This is a genomic window from Treponema bryantii NK4A124, assembly GCF_000421345.1.
GTDB classification, from domain to species: domain Bacteria; phylum Spirochaetota; class Spirochaetia; order Treponematales; family Treponemataceae; genus Treponema_D; species Treponema_D bryantii_B.
This window is the reverse complement of record NZ_ATWV01000006.1, coordinates 74,193-90,207: the sequence shown is the minus strand read 5'-3', so window position 1 is coordinate 90,207 and position 16,015 is coordinate 74,193. Positions and strand designations below refer to the sequence as shown.

Annotated in this window: 14 protein-coding genes and 2 tRNA genes; all 16 read left to right on the top strand. The window is 37.3% G+C overall.

Features of this window, described 5'->3' with window-relative positions:
- The first annotated feature begins 9 nt into the window (after nt 1–9).
- The 16 genes from G626_RS17390 to G626_RS0107370 all read left to right on the top strand — a co-directional run bounded on the left by G626_RS17390 (nt 10) and on the right by G626_RS0107370 (nt 16,001).
- Nucleotides 10–498 (top strand): SLOG family protein, encoded by a 489-nt coding sequence (locus G626_RS17390; protein ID WP_022932161.1) that lies wholly within the window; start codon nt 10–12, stop codon nt 496–498.
- Between the two features lie 66 nt (nt 499–564).
- Nucleotides 565–1,857, top strand: a complete 1,293-nt coding sequence (locus G626_RS0107445; RefSeq protein ID WP_022932160.1) for a WYL domain-containing protein — start codon at nt 565–567, stop codon at nt 1,855–1,857.
- Nucleotides 1,844–2,782, top strand: a complete 939-nt coding sequence (locus G626_RS0107440) for a WYL domain-containing protein (protein ID WP_022932159.1) — start codon at nt 1,844–1,846, stop codon at nt 2,780–2,782. The genes G626_RS0107445 and G626_RS0107440 overlap by 14 nt, the downstream gene beginning before the upstream one ends.
- 39 nt (nt 2,783–2,821) lie before the next feature.
- Nucleotides 2,822–3,325, top strand: coding sequence for a hypothetical protein (locus tag G626_RS0107435; protein ID WP_022932158.1), 504 nt, complete (start codon nt 2,822–2,824; stop codon nt 3,323–3,325).
- 154 nt (nt 3,326–3,479) lie between these two features.
- A complete protein-coding gene (locus G626_RS0107430; RefSeq protein WP_022932157.1) occupies nt 3,480–4,709 on the top strand; it encodes an RtcB family protein in 1,230 nt (409 codons plus the stop codon).
- Between the two features lie 245 nt (nt 4,710–4,954).
- Nucleotides 4,955–5,026 (top strand) — tRNA-Thr (locus tag G626_RS0107425).
- 237 nt (nt 5,027–5,263) lie between these two features.
- Nucleotides 5,264–5,334, top strand: a tRNA-Ala gene (locus G626_RS0107420).
- A 93-nt stretch (nt 5,335–5,427) separates the two neighbouring features.
- Nucleotides 5,428–6,957 (top strand): DUF2828 family protein, encoded by a 1,530-nt coding sequence (locus G626_RS0107415; RefSeq protein WP_022932156.1) that lies wholly within the window; start codon nt 5,428–5,430, stop codon nt 6,955–6,957.
- Between the two features lie 476 nt (nt 6,958–7,433).
- On the top strand, nt 7,434–8,126 hold the full coding sequence (locus G626_RS0107405; RefSeq protein WP_022932154.1) for a hypothetical protein: 693 nt from the start codon (nt 7,434–7,436) through the stop codon (nt 8,124–8,126).
- Entirely contained in the window at nt 8,123–8,845 is a 723-nt protein-coding gene (locus tag G626_RS0107400; protein WP_022932153.1) for a hypothetical protein, read from the top strand. Before G626_RS0107405 ends, G626_RS0107400 begins: the two co-directional genes overlap by 4 nt.
- Nucleotides 8,846–8,892: 47 nt before the next feature.
- Complete coding sequence (locus G626_RS0107395; RefSeq protein ID WP_022932152.1) at nt 8,893–9,969, top strand: AAA family ATPase; 1,077 nt, start codon at nt 8,893–8,895, stop codon at nt 9,967–9,969.
- On the top strand, nt 9,969–11,198 hold the full coding sequence (locus G626_RS0107390) for a VWA-like domain-containing protein (RefSeq protein WP_022932151.1): 1,230 nt from the start codon (nt 9,969–9,971) through the stop codon (nt 11,196–11,198). Before G626_RS0107395 ends, G626_RS0107390 begins: the two co-directional genes overlap by 1 nt.
- Nucleotides 11,199–11,301: 103 nt before the next feature.
- On the top strand, nt 11,302–12,423 hold the full coding sequence (locus tag G626_RS0107385) for an FHIPEP family type III secretion protein (protein WP_022932150.1): 1,122 nt from the start codon (nt 11,302–11,304) through the stop codon (nt 12,421–12,423).
- The gene (locus G626_RS0107380) at nt 12,407–13,525 is read left to right on the top strand and encodes an EscU/YscU/HrcU family type III secretion system export apparatus switch protein (protein WP_022932149.1); all 1,119 of its coding nucleotides are present in this window, start codon (nt 12,407–12,409) and stop codon (nt 13,523–13,525) included. The genes G626_RS0107385 and G626_RS0107380 overlap by 17 nt, the downstream gene beginning before the upstream one ends.
- A gap of 65 nt (nt 13,526–13,590) precedes the next feature.
- Nucleotides 13,591–14,583 carry a helix-turn-helix transcriptional regulator gene (locus G626_RS0107375; protein WP_022932148.1) on the top strand — a complete coding sequence of 331 codons (993 nt, stop codon included), beginning with the start codon at nt 13,591–13,593 and terminating at the stop codon, nt 14,581–14,583.
- 11 nt (nt 14,584–14,594) lie between these two features.
- Nucleotides 14,595–16,001, top strand: coding sequence for a DUF6946 family protein (locus G626_RS0107370; RefSeq protein WP_022932147.1), 1,407 nt, complete (start codon nt 14,595–14,597; stop codon nt 15,999–16,001).
- Nucleotides 16,002–16,015: the final 14 nt, after the last annotated feature.

Sequence of the window (16,015 nt, the reverse complement as noted above, 5' to 3'; positions counted from 1 at the left end):
GTAACTATCATGAACTTATTTATTTGCGGAAGTATAAAGATTAAAGACAAAGAATGGATATTTTCAAAAATCGAAGAATGTATAGCAGAAAAGAATTGCACAAATGTTACCATTCTTGAAGGTGAAGCACGTGGAGTAGATTTAATTGCAAAGGAGTGGGCTCTTGCTCACGACATTCCTGTAAAAGAATATCCGCCTGATGTACAGCATTATCTTCACAATGCTTGTCATAAGAGAAATGAAGATATGACAAGGAATTGTGATTTTGCACTTATGTTATGGAATGGAAAATCATATGGAACTTTTGACGATATTCAACTTTGCGAAAAATATTCAAAACCATATGAGATTTGTTATTATGATTTGGCGGAACACATGCAAAAGTATTTATCACTTGCCATGGAAAAATTCAAACCCAAGCTTGCAGATGGTCCAAGAGAACTACTTGATGATATCTGGGAGGAAGCAATGAAAATCCGTGGCAGGTATACACACTAATTTTTCAATTGTGATTCAAGCAACACTTTAATTACAAATCGCACAAAAGGCGAGTATAATAATCTTATGGCATACTCGGAGCTGATTAAAAATCTAGATACTCTCAGAACTTATATCCGCAGTTTTTATATCTATGGATTTAAAACGAGGGATCAGTTTTTTGGTAAGAGTCCACGTACTTATGATGATGAAAAACGCCGTCTGGAAAATTATCTGGACGGCTATATGACCTTCCGCCCGGATGAGAACGGTAAGGTAACTTTTCTTTCAATTGACAGCCGTCATACTACTCACAATCCTCTGTATAAAATCTTCAAGGCAAAATCTTTTACAGCAATGGATATCTCGCTTCATTTTATGCTGATGGATATTCTGGCGGACGGTTCGAAGAAGACCTTAAATCAGTTGCTGGATGAAATTAATGATACCTATCTTAATGATTTCTCTTCTGAAATATTGCCAGAAGAATCCAGCCTCAGAAAGAAGCTGAAGGAATATGAAGAGTTAGGTTTAATCTCGTCAGAAAAAGATGGGAAGACAATGCTCTATTTCCGTAATCCAATGACTGACTTGGATGAATTGGAAGATGCACTTGCTTTCTTTTCGGAGATTGCTCCGTGTGGTGTTACGGGCAGCTTCCTCTTTGATAAACTTCCTGGTGATGTTCAGAAGGAAAGCGAGGTATTCCAATTTAAGCATCATTACATTACATCCTCAATTGAATCTGATTTTGTAGAACAGGTTTTTGAAGCAATCCGGGAGCACCGCTATCTTACAATTGAACAGCGGCGTGCTGAGGACGACAGAACTTTCCCGAATGAAGTTATCCCGCTGATGATTTATCAGAGTACTCAGGGTGGGCGTATGTATTTGATGGCATATCGTCCAAGAGGTAAATATTTTCTTGCTCTCAGATTTGATTACATAATTGGTATGACGACTGGCGGCGAGTATGCTGGCTTTGAGCAGAAGAGGGCAGAGTTTGAAGAACTCCGAAAACACATCTGGGGAGTGGCATTAAAGCAGAATAAAAAGCATAACGACACAACAACTGTGCACGTAACCTTCCGCGTTCATTTTGAAGAGGAAGAGAAATTCATTTATCAGCGTCTTTTACGCGAAAAACGTTGCGGTACTGTAAAGCTGCTTGATGATAATAATGCTCAGTTTGATGCAGATGTTTTTGACCCGCAGGAAATTATTCCCTGGGCAAGAAGCTTTATTTGTAGGATTACTTTTTTTGATTGTTCTGAAAAATATATAGCACGACGTTTTTACGGAGACATTCGTAAAATGTATCGCTTGTATTCTGGTGAAGATGTAGAACTCACGGAGGAGGCAGACGATGCTCTTCAGTGAAATCTACAGTGCCTATTACAACACCGTTGCCTCAATAATCTCTTGCAGCCAGCAGGGAAAACTGGATTCTGATTTGCTCTTCAAAATTGTAAAAGAATCTGCCTTCCCTGAAAGCTTTATGACAATTGGCAGCGCCTTAGAAACTGGAAAGTGGCCTCTAATAAAAAAAGATTACAGTACAAATATTCAGAATATTCCCACAATGCCTCTTTCAGTTCTGCAGAAGAGATGGCTTAAAGCTTTGTGTAATGATAAGCGAATCCGTCTTTTTGTAAGTGATGAGGTTCTTGAGTGTCTTAAAAATCAGCTCCAGGATGTGGAAGTACTTTTTAATGAGAACGACTATTATCTTTATGATAAATATTCTGATGGAGACCCCTATGACGATCCGGATTACATCAAAAACTTCCGAACTGCTCTAGAAGCTATTCATCAGAAGAAAACAATAAGCGTAGAATATACCGGTCGTTTTGGTCAGCAAAAAAGATTTATCTGTGCTCCTTATAAAATTGAATACTCAGAAAAGGATGATAAATTCCGTATTATCTCAAAGGTTAGGAATCGTCATTCAATATTAAACATCGCAAGAATCAATTCCTGTGAATTGACAGAAAATTCAAAGGTTGATGACCTTTCCGAAGACGACTTACCAGATAACAGACGTACTAGCGTAACTCTCGAAATCTATGACGAGCGAAAAGCAATGGAAAGAGTAATGCTTGCCTTTGCTCACTTCGAAAAAAGTGCTGTACAGATTAGTGATGATGTATATCGACTTACCCTAAATTATGACAGCTTCGATGAAACTGAACTTGTTGTCCGCGTATTAAGCTTTGGTCCTATGGTAAAGGTTCTCGAACCGGAAAGCTTTAGGAATCTTATACAGGAACGGATTTCTAAACAGATTGAATTAATGAATAACTAATTAATTTCCAAGATGACATCTTAAGTAGAAGGAAAAGACATGGCTATATTGAAATATGAAGATTTAGAATTAGAGTTTATTCCAATGAAATTTATTAACTGGGGTACTTGGCCTGAGTGGAGCTTTAAGGTTTGTTTGAAATGGAAAGGGATTCCTGTTCTTAATGAAAAAGTGATGAAACGATACGGTAATTTTTGGTCTATGGGGAAAGAAGGGGGAGTTATTGCGAGCGAACAGGATGAATTGCTCCTTCTTGATGATTTTAACGCTTGTATAAAAGATAAAAAAACAAGGATTTGGGAATCTCATCCTGATCCTGATATGTCAGTTTCGATTTTTCCAGATAGAGCATTTCCTTATCTTGAAGAGGTTGAAGTAGGGGTATATTCAATAATTATTAGTCCTGATGCATATCAATTTAAGGATACAGATTCTTATATGGGGTATTCGGGAGTTTCCTTTGTAATGGTTGTTGAAAATCTAGAATTTGAGAATTTTGTATCAGATCTTAAAAAAGAATTCGAACAGCTTAAATATAATTAAAGATTTTCGCACCAAATTTTCCGTGATAATTGAATTAGCCTCTGCTATAGTAAAGCCATAAAGGTTCATACAGCAATTTAATTAGAGAAGTAACGATAACTTTTATCGTGCCGAAAGGTGTTGGTAAATCGAACCTTGTTTATGGAGGTTATCTATGGTGGAAGTAAAAGGAAAGTATAATACCGCAAAAGTCTTTACAGATAATCTTGAAGAAAAAGGACGAGAGCAGATTGAACGTCTTTGTGATCAGCCTTATGCCGCTGACAGCAAGATTCGTATGATGCCAGATGTACATGCCGGTGCTAGCTGTACAATTGGAACAACAATGACTATTGCTGATAAAATTTGCCCGAATCTTGTTGGTGTTGATATCGGTTGCGGAATGGAAACCCTTATCATTAAAGCGGATTCTCCTGTGAGTGAAAAGTTTGATCCGGAAAAATTAGATAAGTGCATTCGTAGAAATATTCCTGTGGGACGCGAGATTCGCAGAGCGGGTCATGTCCATAAATTTGTTGATGAGATTGATTTCGATAAGATTCGATGCCGGAAGGCCAATATTGGAAATGCCCGACGCTCTCTTGGAACACTTGGGGGTGGAAATCATTTTATTGAAGCTGACCGTGATGAGGCTGGAAATCTTTACATTGTTGTTCATTCAGGAAGCCGCCATCTTGGACTTGAAGTTGCAAATTACTATCAGGATATGGCATGGAAACAGTTGAATCATACTGAAGACGCTGATATTCGTGCAGCGGTTGCAAAGCTTAAAGCCGAAGGGCGACAAGAAGAAATCCAGTCTCTACTGCCGGGCATTAAAGCGGCGGTTTGTAAAAACATCCCTCAACCGCTTGCTTATGTAGAAGGTCAGCTTTTTGAAGACTATATAAATGATATGAAGATTCTTCAGAGTTTTGCAATGTTTAATCGAAAAGCAATGATTGACACAATTACTGTTGGTCTTCGACTTGATAAGCATGATGTTATTGATCAGTTTACAACGATTCATAACTACATTGATACTGATGCAATGATTTTGAGAAAGGGAAGTGTTAGCGCTCGAAAGGGGGAAAAGCTTTTAATTCCAATCAATATGAGAGATGGAAGTCTCGTCTGTGTTGGAAAAGGGAATGAAGACTGGAACTATTCGGCACCTCATGGAGCTGGTCGTGTAATGGGTCGTAAGGAGGCTCGTTACAAATTACAGCTTGAAGATTTTGAAAAATCGATGGAAGGTATTTGGAGTTCAACCGTTTGTAAGGACACACTCGATGAAGCACCTATGGCTTACAAGGATATGAGTGAGATAGTTGCTAATATCGAACCAACTGCAGAAGTTGTAAATATCATTAAACCGATTTTTAATTTCAAAGCAGCGGAATAGGAATTAAAGTAGAACTTTATAAATTACAACTTTAATTACAAATGTGATTTTTGTTGTTATGTTTAAGGTATGAATTGCAAACCTACCAAAAGTTAGCTTGCACAAAAGCAGTTATTTGTGTAACTGGAGGCAATTGACTTTCTTGGTTTGTAATTCGAAAGACGCGTGCAGCAACAGTTTTGAGATTGGAATAATTACAACATGCCTAAGACTGCCAGGCTAAGGCAGTTCGCGTCTTGTTGTTTGCTGTCTTAGCACAACGGTAGTGCAGCTGATTTGTAATTAGCAGGTTGTGGGTTCAAATCCTACAGGCAGCTAAAAGGCACGTACAGCAAGAGTTCTGGAAACTTTTTGTGTCATAGGTTCAACTCCTATATCCCCCAATTTGCGGGGGATTAGCTCAGTCGGTAGAGCAAAAGAGAAAGGTGCCTTGTTAAAGATGTGTACTGCATGTTTTACATGGTGACCGTAGTTCAAATTGAAGAGCCGTGGTCTGGTTAGGTTCGAAAGAACACACATCTTGTTTTGGCAGTTAGATACATACAGCAACTTTAACAGTAGCTTAGAGGTTAAAGCACTAGATTTGCAATCTGGATACGCGAGTTCGACTCTCGCCGATTTTGTATCTTGTATCTGCAGACAGCTATCCATTAGCCCTGTCTCAGAGCTGCCAATTTTTTTGAATGATAAAAGGAACGTTGTTCCAAGGAGAAATAAAATGAACGCATTACAGGCAATGAAAATGCAGTTGAACGTGGCTCGTACCGAGAATGGTGATTTGGCTTATAAGTCTACAGGTTCTGCTTGTCTGGATTTCTTTTCTTTGTGCGGTGGTATGAGAAGAAATCTTGAAGATTTGGACAAGCTTTTTGCAAAGGCCTACGCAGAGAATCCTGTAGTTGCAATTAAGATTCTTTTTTACATGCGTAATATCCGTGGTGGTCTTGGTGAACGCAACAGCTTCCGTGTGCTCTTGAAGGAGCTTGCTAAGTTCTATCCTGAAATGGCCAAGCAGATTGTTTACGCTGTTCCTGAATACGGTCGTTGGGATGACCTTCTTGTTCTGCTTGATACACCGGTAAAGGATGATGCAATCGCTCTGATTAAGAATCAGATTAAAAAGGATAAGAAAGCAATGGAGAAGGGAAGAGAAGTAAGCTTGCTTGGAAAGTGGCTTCCTTCTATCAATACTTCTTCTAAGGAAAGTGTTGCCAGAGCAAAAATCATAATGGCAGCTCTTGGGATGAAGGCTGTTGAATATCGTAAGTTGTGTTCTGCACTTCGTAAGGAAATCAAGATTCTTGAAGATAACCTTCGTCGCAAGGATTATACCTTTGATTATTCTAAGCAGCCAAGCCAGGCTATGCTTCGTTACAAGAAGGCCTTTATGCGTAACGATGAGGAACGCTATAAGAGCTTCTTGAACAAGGTAGTTGAACAGGCAGAAAAGCTTGCTCGTGGTGAAGAGATTCCTGAAGAGGAGAGGGTAAAGCTTAATACTAAGACCCTTTATCCTTATCAGATTGTTGCTCCATTTATGAATGGCTGGTCTGGGGCTAGATGCCTTCCGGACGAAAAAGCACTTCCTTTGGAAGCAAGCTGGAAGGCTTTGGACCGTGGAAGCTTTGATTCTAAGACCATTGTTGTTCGCGATGGTTCTGGATCTATGTATGGTTCTGGAGATTTTGCCGCAATCAATATTGCTACATCTTTAGCTCTGCTTTTTGCAGAACAGCTTGATGGTGCATATAAGAACAGCTTTATCACTTTCAGCTCAGAGCCAAGACTTGTTCAGGTGCCTGAGAACGCAGACACTTTGGAGAAGAAGTTAAACTTCATTTCAAAGTTTAATGACTGTTCTAACACTGATATCGGTAAGGTTTACCGCCTTATCCTTGATGTAGCAAAGAGCGGTAATGTTCCAAAAGAGGAAATGATTGAGCGTGTTCTGATTATTTCTGATATGGAGTTTGATTACTGTGCAGAAGGTGTTTCAACCTTCGAATTCTACAAAAAGGAGTTTGAAGCTGCCGGTTATGAACTTCCGGAAATCGTATTCTGGAACGTAGAAGCCCGCGATACCCATCTTCCTGTTACTATGAACGAAAAGGGCGTAAAACTGGTAAGTGGTGCATCAGCAAACATCTTTGCAGATGTAGTAAGCGGAGACCTCAAGGTTGTAACTCCATACGAGTTCATGCTTCAGATACTTGAACCATATGCCGAGTTTGATAAATTAGTAGCTTAAAAAATTAAAGGTGCAGGCAGCAATTTTGAAAAGGAATTGTACCTTAGGGGTAACCCTGATGCACCTTGTATAAAGATGCGTACAGCAATTAAAGCAATAGACTGGTAATCTATGAGAGCTAATTTGCATCTTGATAACAAAAGGCACATGCAGCAGAAAATGCGAACTCATGACAGAGTAGCGCCTGCGGGGGTATCCCGCTCCTGTCTATAGATTTGAAAAAGTTTGATGGAGGCTTAACTTGCAAATCTGACAAAAAAGCCCGGTGCCTTGTGGCTTCTCCTGAGATGATAGATCGGGAGAAGCCTTTTTCTTTGAGTATCAAAACCCAGGAAGGTACACAGACCAATTATTCAAAAGAAAACGTTATGTCAAAGTTGGCAGCGGCCTTTGGTGAAAAACTTGCCGAGCGATACTATCGAAACTTTTTTTAGCAAATATCATTATATGATAGCCCGGCTAGTTATATTGGTCTCATGAATGAGAACGATGAACCATGCACGGAACTCAATGAATTAATTTATCAGATTTCGGGTGAATTCTGGAAACAGGCTTATTTTCAGCTTTGTATTCTTCAGGAAGAATATAAGCCACTGAATGAATCCTCTACAGATGTTCTTTCTCAGTTGAAGAAAGGCATAAAATCTATTGCAAAGAAAAGCGGCCTTAAATATTCGGCATACTCTCATAACAACCACTATTACATTTCGATTGTTCCTTTTCCGATTTATGTCGGAATAGACAAGAAGACGAATGATTTTACAGTTTCTGTTCCTCATATCAATTCCAGAAGTTTTGCTGCATCCGATTGGGAGCGAGGTTTGAAATGGATACAGGATTATATCAACATTGATATAAAACCTCTTATAGAAAAGACAGAGGAAGTCCGTGACAAGTTTTATCTGAATCTAAAAACCGCTGACATCGTAAAAGCTTCAATTCTGGCTCTATGTAATTCAGTACTAAGAGAGAAATGTCTGGATTATAAAATCAATCAGAATCGTTTGAAGAGCGATATTATTGCCCGGATTTCGAAAGACGAAAAGTATCACATCCAGATTTATCATAAGCCTTTCAGCATAGATTCCTCGGACGTACTCAAGCTTTTTAAGACTCCTCATGAAATGGAAATCGAAGACAAACTTTATTGCAGGAAGGAAACGGAATGAAAAGCGAAAGAGAATTGGCCTCGATTTTAGACCGTGAGAAAACAGAGCTCATAAACCACATTCATGGGGAATACTGGAATAATACGTTTAAGGCTTTATTCAAGAACTACACCTATCAATATGGATATTTTATGGTTCCAGTAAATCTTAGTGTGGGAGATGTGTCTGATTACTGTCGAAGAAATTTTTCAGAGCTTTGCAAAAAATACGGAATTTCTGTAACAGAGACAAACGGACCTAGCAGGACAGAATTTATTTTAAGAATCTTTTTTGATCGAAAAAAGAAAACGAAAGCAGATGAGCTTTCTATTGTGATTTGTAATAAGGATATTACTCTGAGGATTTTTCCATATGATCCACTATTAAAACAATTCATGCTTGAAGAATATGTGCTGGTTACAAATATCATTGTGAAATTGTTTGATGTGATTTTCAACAGTGAAAAAGAAAAGTTTGAAGCCTTAGCCACAGAAACAAAGCATATAGAAGAGTGTTCGAAAAAGATTAATTCAAAATCTATAGAGATAGCCAGGTCTTCAATCCGGGCTCTTTATTTTCAAAATGACAAAAGCGACCATGCATCGTTTGTACAGAAAGCTTTGTATTCGTCATTTTTGAAAAATGGAAAAGTTGTCCGGATTTATCACAAAGACTTTTTTGAGAATCCGGAAGTATTAACTAATTTATTTGAAAACAATTTTAAGCCTATCACTAAATGATATCTGCATGTGATTAAATTATAGAAAATGAATGGAGGATTAGAAATATGTCAGTAAGAATTGATGGTAATTTGCTTTTGGAGATATTGGAAGAAACTCCAAGTACTCAGAATATTATGCTTATGGGAAAGCACGGAATCGGAAAGTCTCAGATATTGGAGAAGTTTTATACTGCAAAGGGCTGCAAGGTTGTGTCATTGTTTTTAGGCCAGATGAGTGACCCGGGCGACCTTATCGGTATTCCTCATAAAAACGAAGTGACAGGTCATACAGAGTTTATGCCTCCTTACTGGTTTCCAACAGATGATACACCGGTTGTTCTCTTCCTTGATGAGTTGAATCGTGCACGCCCGGAAGTATTGCAGACAATCATGGATCTTGCCTTGAATCGTAAACTTGCGGGCCGTTCTCTCCCTGCAGGCAGTCGTATTATTTCTGCCGTTAACAATGGTGAAGAATATCAGCTTACAGACCTGGACCCGGCCCTTGTTTCTCGCTTTAACATTTACGAGTTTGTTCCGAGCGTTCAGGACTGGCTTTTGTGGGCTAACAAGAACGGCGTTGATGATCGCATTATAGATTACATTTCTGCAAATCCGAAAGCTCTGGATAATCAGTCATCAATTGAAGAACTTGATAATCTTGAAAAAACTCCGGACCGTCGTGGCTGGGTGCGTGTTTCAGAAATCATAAAAGACAAGCCTGTTTTGAAGCAGAGTCACAAAAGTATGATCGCTGGAATTGTGGGTGGAGTTGCTGCAAACCGTTTCATTGAGTTCCTGGATAAGAATCACATTCTCACTGCAAAAGAGCTTTTGCTCGATAACTTTGAAATGAGCAGACTCAAACTTGAATCTTATAAGACTCCTCAGTTTGCAACAATCAATGATGGAATCTTTGTATATCTTGAAAGTGAAAAATATGCAGAGGGTGATAAGGTAATAATGGCCGAAAATCTTGCTTCTTATTTTTCTTATCTCGAACAGAAAAAACTACGTGAAGCGATGGCACATTTTGCAAATATGTTCAGCGGAACAATGTATCCGAATGCGCTTGTGTTCATTATCAGCGAGTGTCCGGATCTTTATTCAAAGATGACAAAGTTTGTAGCGGAGATTAAATAATGACCGATGTAAGGGAAACAATCAGTAGGGTTGTAGACAAGTGGTTTTTGTATGAACCGCTTTTATTCAATGTGTACTGTACTCACAAACTGGAAGAGAATACAGAAATAAAGTGTCCTTTCCGAACCGGGAAACGTCGCATTGAATACAATCCTGTTCTACTAAAAAAAGCATCTGACGAAGAAATTGAAATGGGGCTAAAAACCGAAGTTACCCGTATCCTTTTAAAGCATCCCTATCAGCGAGTGCCTCCTTATCCGAACAGGTCAGCCCTTACTACAGCCAGTGACGTTACAATCCGTGAGCACTGTTTTCAGAATGAAAAACTCCATAATGCAGCTCATTATAATTTTGAGGGACAGCTGAGTTATGAAGAATATTACAGAAAACTTACTTTGATTTGCCCGGATGTTACTCCAGAGGGAGATTACAAAGACTTGCCTAGCTCTGGTTGTAAAAGTGGTAAAGGAGGGGAAGACTCTCAGCAAAAAATTCATCTCAGCCCGTCTCTGAAAAAAGATGAAATCTGGGAATATGAGGCTGCAGCATCTTGTTCTGAATTTTGGGATGAAGACGAAGAGATGGCTGATAAAGTAAATATGGAAATTGAGAAAGCCCAGAAGACTAATCAGTGGGGTAGTGTAACAGGACAGTTTCAGGAAACAGTTACAGCCTCTCTAAAAATTCCGATGGACTACCGCCGGATCCTATCTCAGTTTCGTGCAAGTATAATCAGCCAGCGCAGAAAACTTACCCGCATGAAGCCTAACCGCCGATATGGCTTTGAGTTCATGGGAAGTCAGTTTGAACCAAAAACACATCTGCTTGTTGCGGTAGATGTTAGTGGTTCAATTCAATCTGAAGATTTACAGAATTTCTTTTCGATCATAAACCGATTTTTCAGCTACGGAGTTGAGACTATTAAGGTTCTTGCATTTGATACAGAAATCAAACAGGAGTTTGAACTTAAAAAAGCCAGACGCTCAATTAAAGTTATAGGACGCGGCGGGACAGATTTCCAGAGTGTTATAGACTATTACGAAAATCATGAAGAATACCAGGGCCTGATTATGTTTACGGATGGATATGCTGCTGTACCAAAAATCAAAAAGAACAAGCAGATTCTCTGGATTCTTACATGTAAAGCTGAGTATGACAATGCAAACCATTGGATTAAAGATTTGCGATTTAATAAAGCAACTTTTATTCCAAGCCTGAAAAACAGATAGTCTTGTGGAACGAGTGAGTCAAGGCTTTTAAGCGGAGCGTGCCTTGACCTCTCGTTCCACAAGAATAAACTCCGGTGAGGCTTGGCATAAAGGGGAGAATGAGATGGCAGGAAGACGTAGAAAACCTAAAATTTATGATGAACGATGTTACACTAATTTCGGAGAGCAACCGAGTCCGCTTGAAATACAGCTTGGTTACGGATTAATTCCTTTAGTTGATAAAGAGGGGAATAATGCGCCTTTGTTGGAAGATATTACATATGTACGTAATCAAATTGATGGAGAATATGGCTTACCTCTGCCAAGTGTACATGTGCGGGATAATATGTGTCTTGAACCGTATGAATATAAAATCTTTCTGCATGGTGTTGAAGTTGGTGGCTATAAAAAGTGTGATCCTCATTATGTTATGTGTATGGATACAGGCTATGTTACGGAAGAAATATCTGGCGAGAAGATAAAGGATCCTATTTTTGGCTTGGACGCTGTAATAATTCATGAATCAAAGCACATGGAGGCTTACTTTCAAGGATATGTGACTCCAGAATGGCATGTTGTTATAAAAAATCATCTTTATGAAATCATCAGAAAGAATCTTACAAAGTTTCTGGATCAGAGCATGGTCAATAAACTTGTCGAAAAGGTTCGAAAAACAAATCCCGATGTTGTATCAGATGTTTTTTTTATGAAACTCTTTCTTGTATCTGATTTTAAATTAGTTCTGAATCAGCTCCTTGATGAAGAAGTTTCTATAAGAGACATGAATACTATCCTGGAAACAATTGCTGATTATCTTCCAGAAAAACTAAAGCCCTATGAACTTGCAGAAAAAATACGGCAAAGGTTAGCACTTTCGATTATCAGTAATTATTTGGAAGAAGATAAATCGCTACATTTAATAAAAGTTTCTCCAAGTGTGAATAAGTTTATCGAAGATCATGCATATTATCCGGATTCTAGGGTTGAAATACCTTATTGTACAATGGATGAGCTTAGCAGCAAGAAATTTACGAAGGCATTTAATGAAGCAATGCTGCTTATACAAAAAAAGAACCTTCATCCTGTATTAGTATGTGCTTCATCTGCAAGAATCTTGTTAGCACAATCATTACATCATAACATGCCAGGAGTGCGGGTTATTTCTGACTTGGAGCTTTATACATTGAAAGATGCATATCCTATAAAAGTAGAAGGAGATTTTTCCTTTGATGAAACAAAAGCCTAATATTCCTGAATATTATTTTTATCATCTTCTTACAACACTTAGTAAAAGTGATGTTATTCTCCGAAATGGAACAGAACAATTTATAGGTTTGCATTATGATTCATCGGAGGTTGATGCACCTTGTATTACATGTAAAGAAGCTGCAACTTTAAGTAATTGTCTTTATAAGTATTTGGGAACAGCGAAGATTCCCTGTATAGATAATAGCCTTGTTACTCGAGACTTGTTTGAAAACGTAGAGAAAGGGGAACTTCTTCCAACAAAATATTATTCTTATGTTGCAATAATTTATACAAATTTGGAAAAAATTAAAAAGCGCAAAGAAAAGATTTTTCAAATAAGATTAAGAGATGATATAGATTTCAAAATTAATCAATTAAAAAGAACTATTTTTAATACGGCATTAAAACGGTTTAGAGAGAATGAACTCAAATACTTAAAGAATAATTCAGCTGATGTAGAAAAAATTTTAGAAGAAGGATTTGCAGTTATACCCGATTTTAAGAAGATGAGATTTGAGAAATCTTATAACGAGTCATACCAGACTGTAGAATATTATCTTGGGACTGAATTAAGAAAATATAACATAGAATTTTGTTTCTTTATTTTTGTTTCAAGAAAGGATGGATTAATTTATGTATGTACTCCAGGATCAATTGAAAGCCTCAGAATAGATGAAGCAGAAAAGGTTTTGAATTTAGTGAGGGAGCTTATAAAGGCCATTTTCAAAGAATTGATAAGCGACAGTGAAATATATTGCAAGGAATTTGAAATCAATTTGCGGCTCTATGAAATTGCATATACCTCAATGAAAACCATGTTAGAAAAGAATTACCAGAAAATAGGAATGGAATATGGTTTTAGATCTGATACAACTGTGGTTGAGCTTTATTTGAGAAAAAAAGAAGACTCAGATTCTGTAACAACAAAAAATCAAAAAAAATCAATGTTTTATATTGTTATATCCTTTAATGAATTTCTGAGAAATCCTAATGCTTTTAAAGATTTTATAAAGGCTCCATATAAGAAGAGAAAATGGAATTTCTGGTGTCGGGAGAGAAAATATAAGCCTGAATTCTTTGAGGAAAAATTTCAAAAATAATTATTAGACTATCAAATCTTGATAGTCTGGGTGTATAATATAGTAGCTGTAAATAGGAGCAGCAAATGGCAAAAGAAAAGGTAAAGAAACAGTATTTGAACGGACTCGAACGAATCTTGAAGATTGATCAAATGATTTCACAAGGAGGATATCCGAGTGTAGAAGATTTTGCAAGAGTAACAGAAGCTTCCATTCCAACAATAAATCGCGACCTGCGGGATTTACGCCTGAAGTTTGGGGCGGATGATATCTTACATTATGACAGAATCAGAAAGGGGTTTTATTACACACAGCCTTCATTCAGAATTCCAGCAATGCTTACATCTGAAAAACAGATTGTTGCAGCACAACTGATGTCCAATCTTCTGAATCTCATAAAGAATACGCCGGTATATAAAAAAGCAATCGAAGTTTTCAATTCTCTTTCTGACAATATTGATGAAGACTCAAAACTCAATTCAAAGAAGCTTTCGAACCGTATTTTGTTTCTTGGAATGGATCCGGTAAAAGTTGATGATGAAATCTGGACTAAGCTTGAAGAGGCAATGTCAAAGAATAACTACATACGCTTTAAGTATCTTAATTATGCAAGGGTATTTGTTGTTCAGCCGTGGCAACTAATTTACAGCGAAGGCATGTGGAGTCTTTATGCATACAACCAGATGCCGGATATCAAAGAAATCCGTTTTTACAATTTGCCGGGAATCCACGACCTGGAAATTGATAAGAAAAACACATTCGAACTTCCTCCAGATTTTGAATACACCAAACGAGCAAAAGGAAACTTCCGCCGTTACATAGGGCCGAAGTTACTTAACTGCAAGCTCAGAATCACTTCGGAACAAACTCTCAATTACATAAAAACCTACAACTGGGCCGAAGACCAGAAGTTCGAAGCTCAGAGTGACGGTAGCACAATTATGACTTTTACCACAAATCAGGATTATCCGTTGCTTGGCTGGGTCCTGAGCCACGGCATGTACGTGCAACCTCTCGAGCCGGAGTGGCTTGTGGATGAGTGGAAAAAGAATGTTAGAGGGATGAGTAAATTAAAATAGGAGTTAAAATTATGGAAAAATATTATTTTACATCTAAAGAAAGCACTTTTGAAAAGGTATTGGATTGTTTCTCAAATACCGAAGTTCATTCTTGTAAGACATCATCAATTCCTTTGGCGGAATTTTGGATGCCAAAGAATAAGCAGTTAATTAAGCGTATAGTTCAGAAAATTGGTATTTCAGAAGAAGAATATACAGAAGCCGAAAAAATATTCGAATATCCTGTTTATTCCAAGAATGGAGAAAAAAAAGTCGGGAAACCTTCAATGACAGATTTGATGATTCGAAGTGATAGATTTCAAATAGCAGTGGAAGGTAAGTTCACTGAAGATTTATATGAAACAATTTCTGAATGGTTAAAAAATGGATCAGAAAATTCACAAAAACCAAATGTTTTAAAAGGCTGGCTTTCATATATAAAAGATTATTGTGATTCTTCTAAATGGATGGAAGCAGATATAAATAAAAATGTTGTTTATCAGTTCCTTCATAGAACAGCCTCTGCTTGTTATGATACAGAACATCCAATTTTAGTATATCAACTTTTTTATGATGTATTTAGTGAAGAATCAAAATTACATCAGATAGAAGTTGCTAAAAAACTACATGAATTTGCATTGAAGTACTTATTCTTCAAAAAAGAAAAAATCCAATTCTTTATTGTTTTCACACCTATTCTTAATGTTCAGGAAATTGAGACAATTCATCGTGGTGAGAAAAGCAGTTTGTTTATTCAGATGAAAACGAAGAATATTTATGACTTTGCTGAACCTGTCATATTAGATTGTTTGAATGAACAATTTGAAAATATAGAATTTCCGAAATATCGGAAAGCAAAATATAGTAATGAAGAATTTATAGATGATTATGAAAAACTATGGAAGGAAACTTGGCATAGAGGACAAACTCAAGAAGAATATATCAATAAGATTTCAAAAGAACAGACAAAATATCAGTTCTCAAAAGAAAAAGCTTCTGCAATCTATAATCTAGAGGCTGGAAAAAAACTCGATAAATTACAATCGACAAACGAAGAAGAATGGAGATGTCTTTCGAATCCCGGTTATACCAAATATGCAGTTAGTTCCTTAGGACGTGTTGCATTCAAAGTTGACGGAAAATATACGATTATTTTCCAAGATGACTTTAATAACAATGGTTATTTAAAGTTGGATCCAAATGGAGATTATAACCTTGATCATAATATTGAAGTATACAAATTAATTGCGATGGGATTTCTTGGAAAGAAATTAGATGATGGATATGATGTGCATCATAAGATCAATGATGGTTATGACTGTAGACCAGATAATCTTGTTTTATTAACTAGAAGCCAACATAATGCTGTTCATTTCTCAGAAAAATCAAAAGCGGATATAAACTTAAGAGAATATCTTGAAGAAGAAATGGATTCATAATTTGATCAATATCA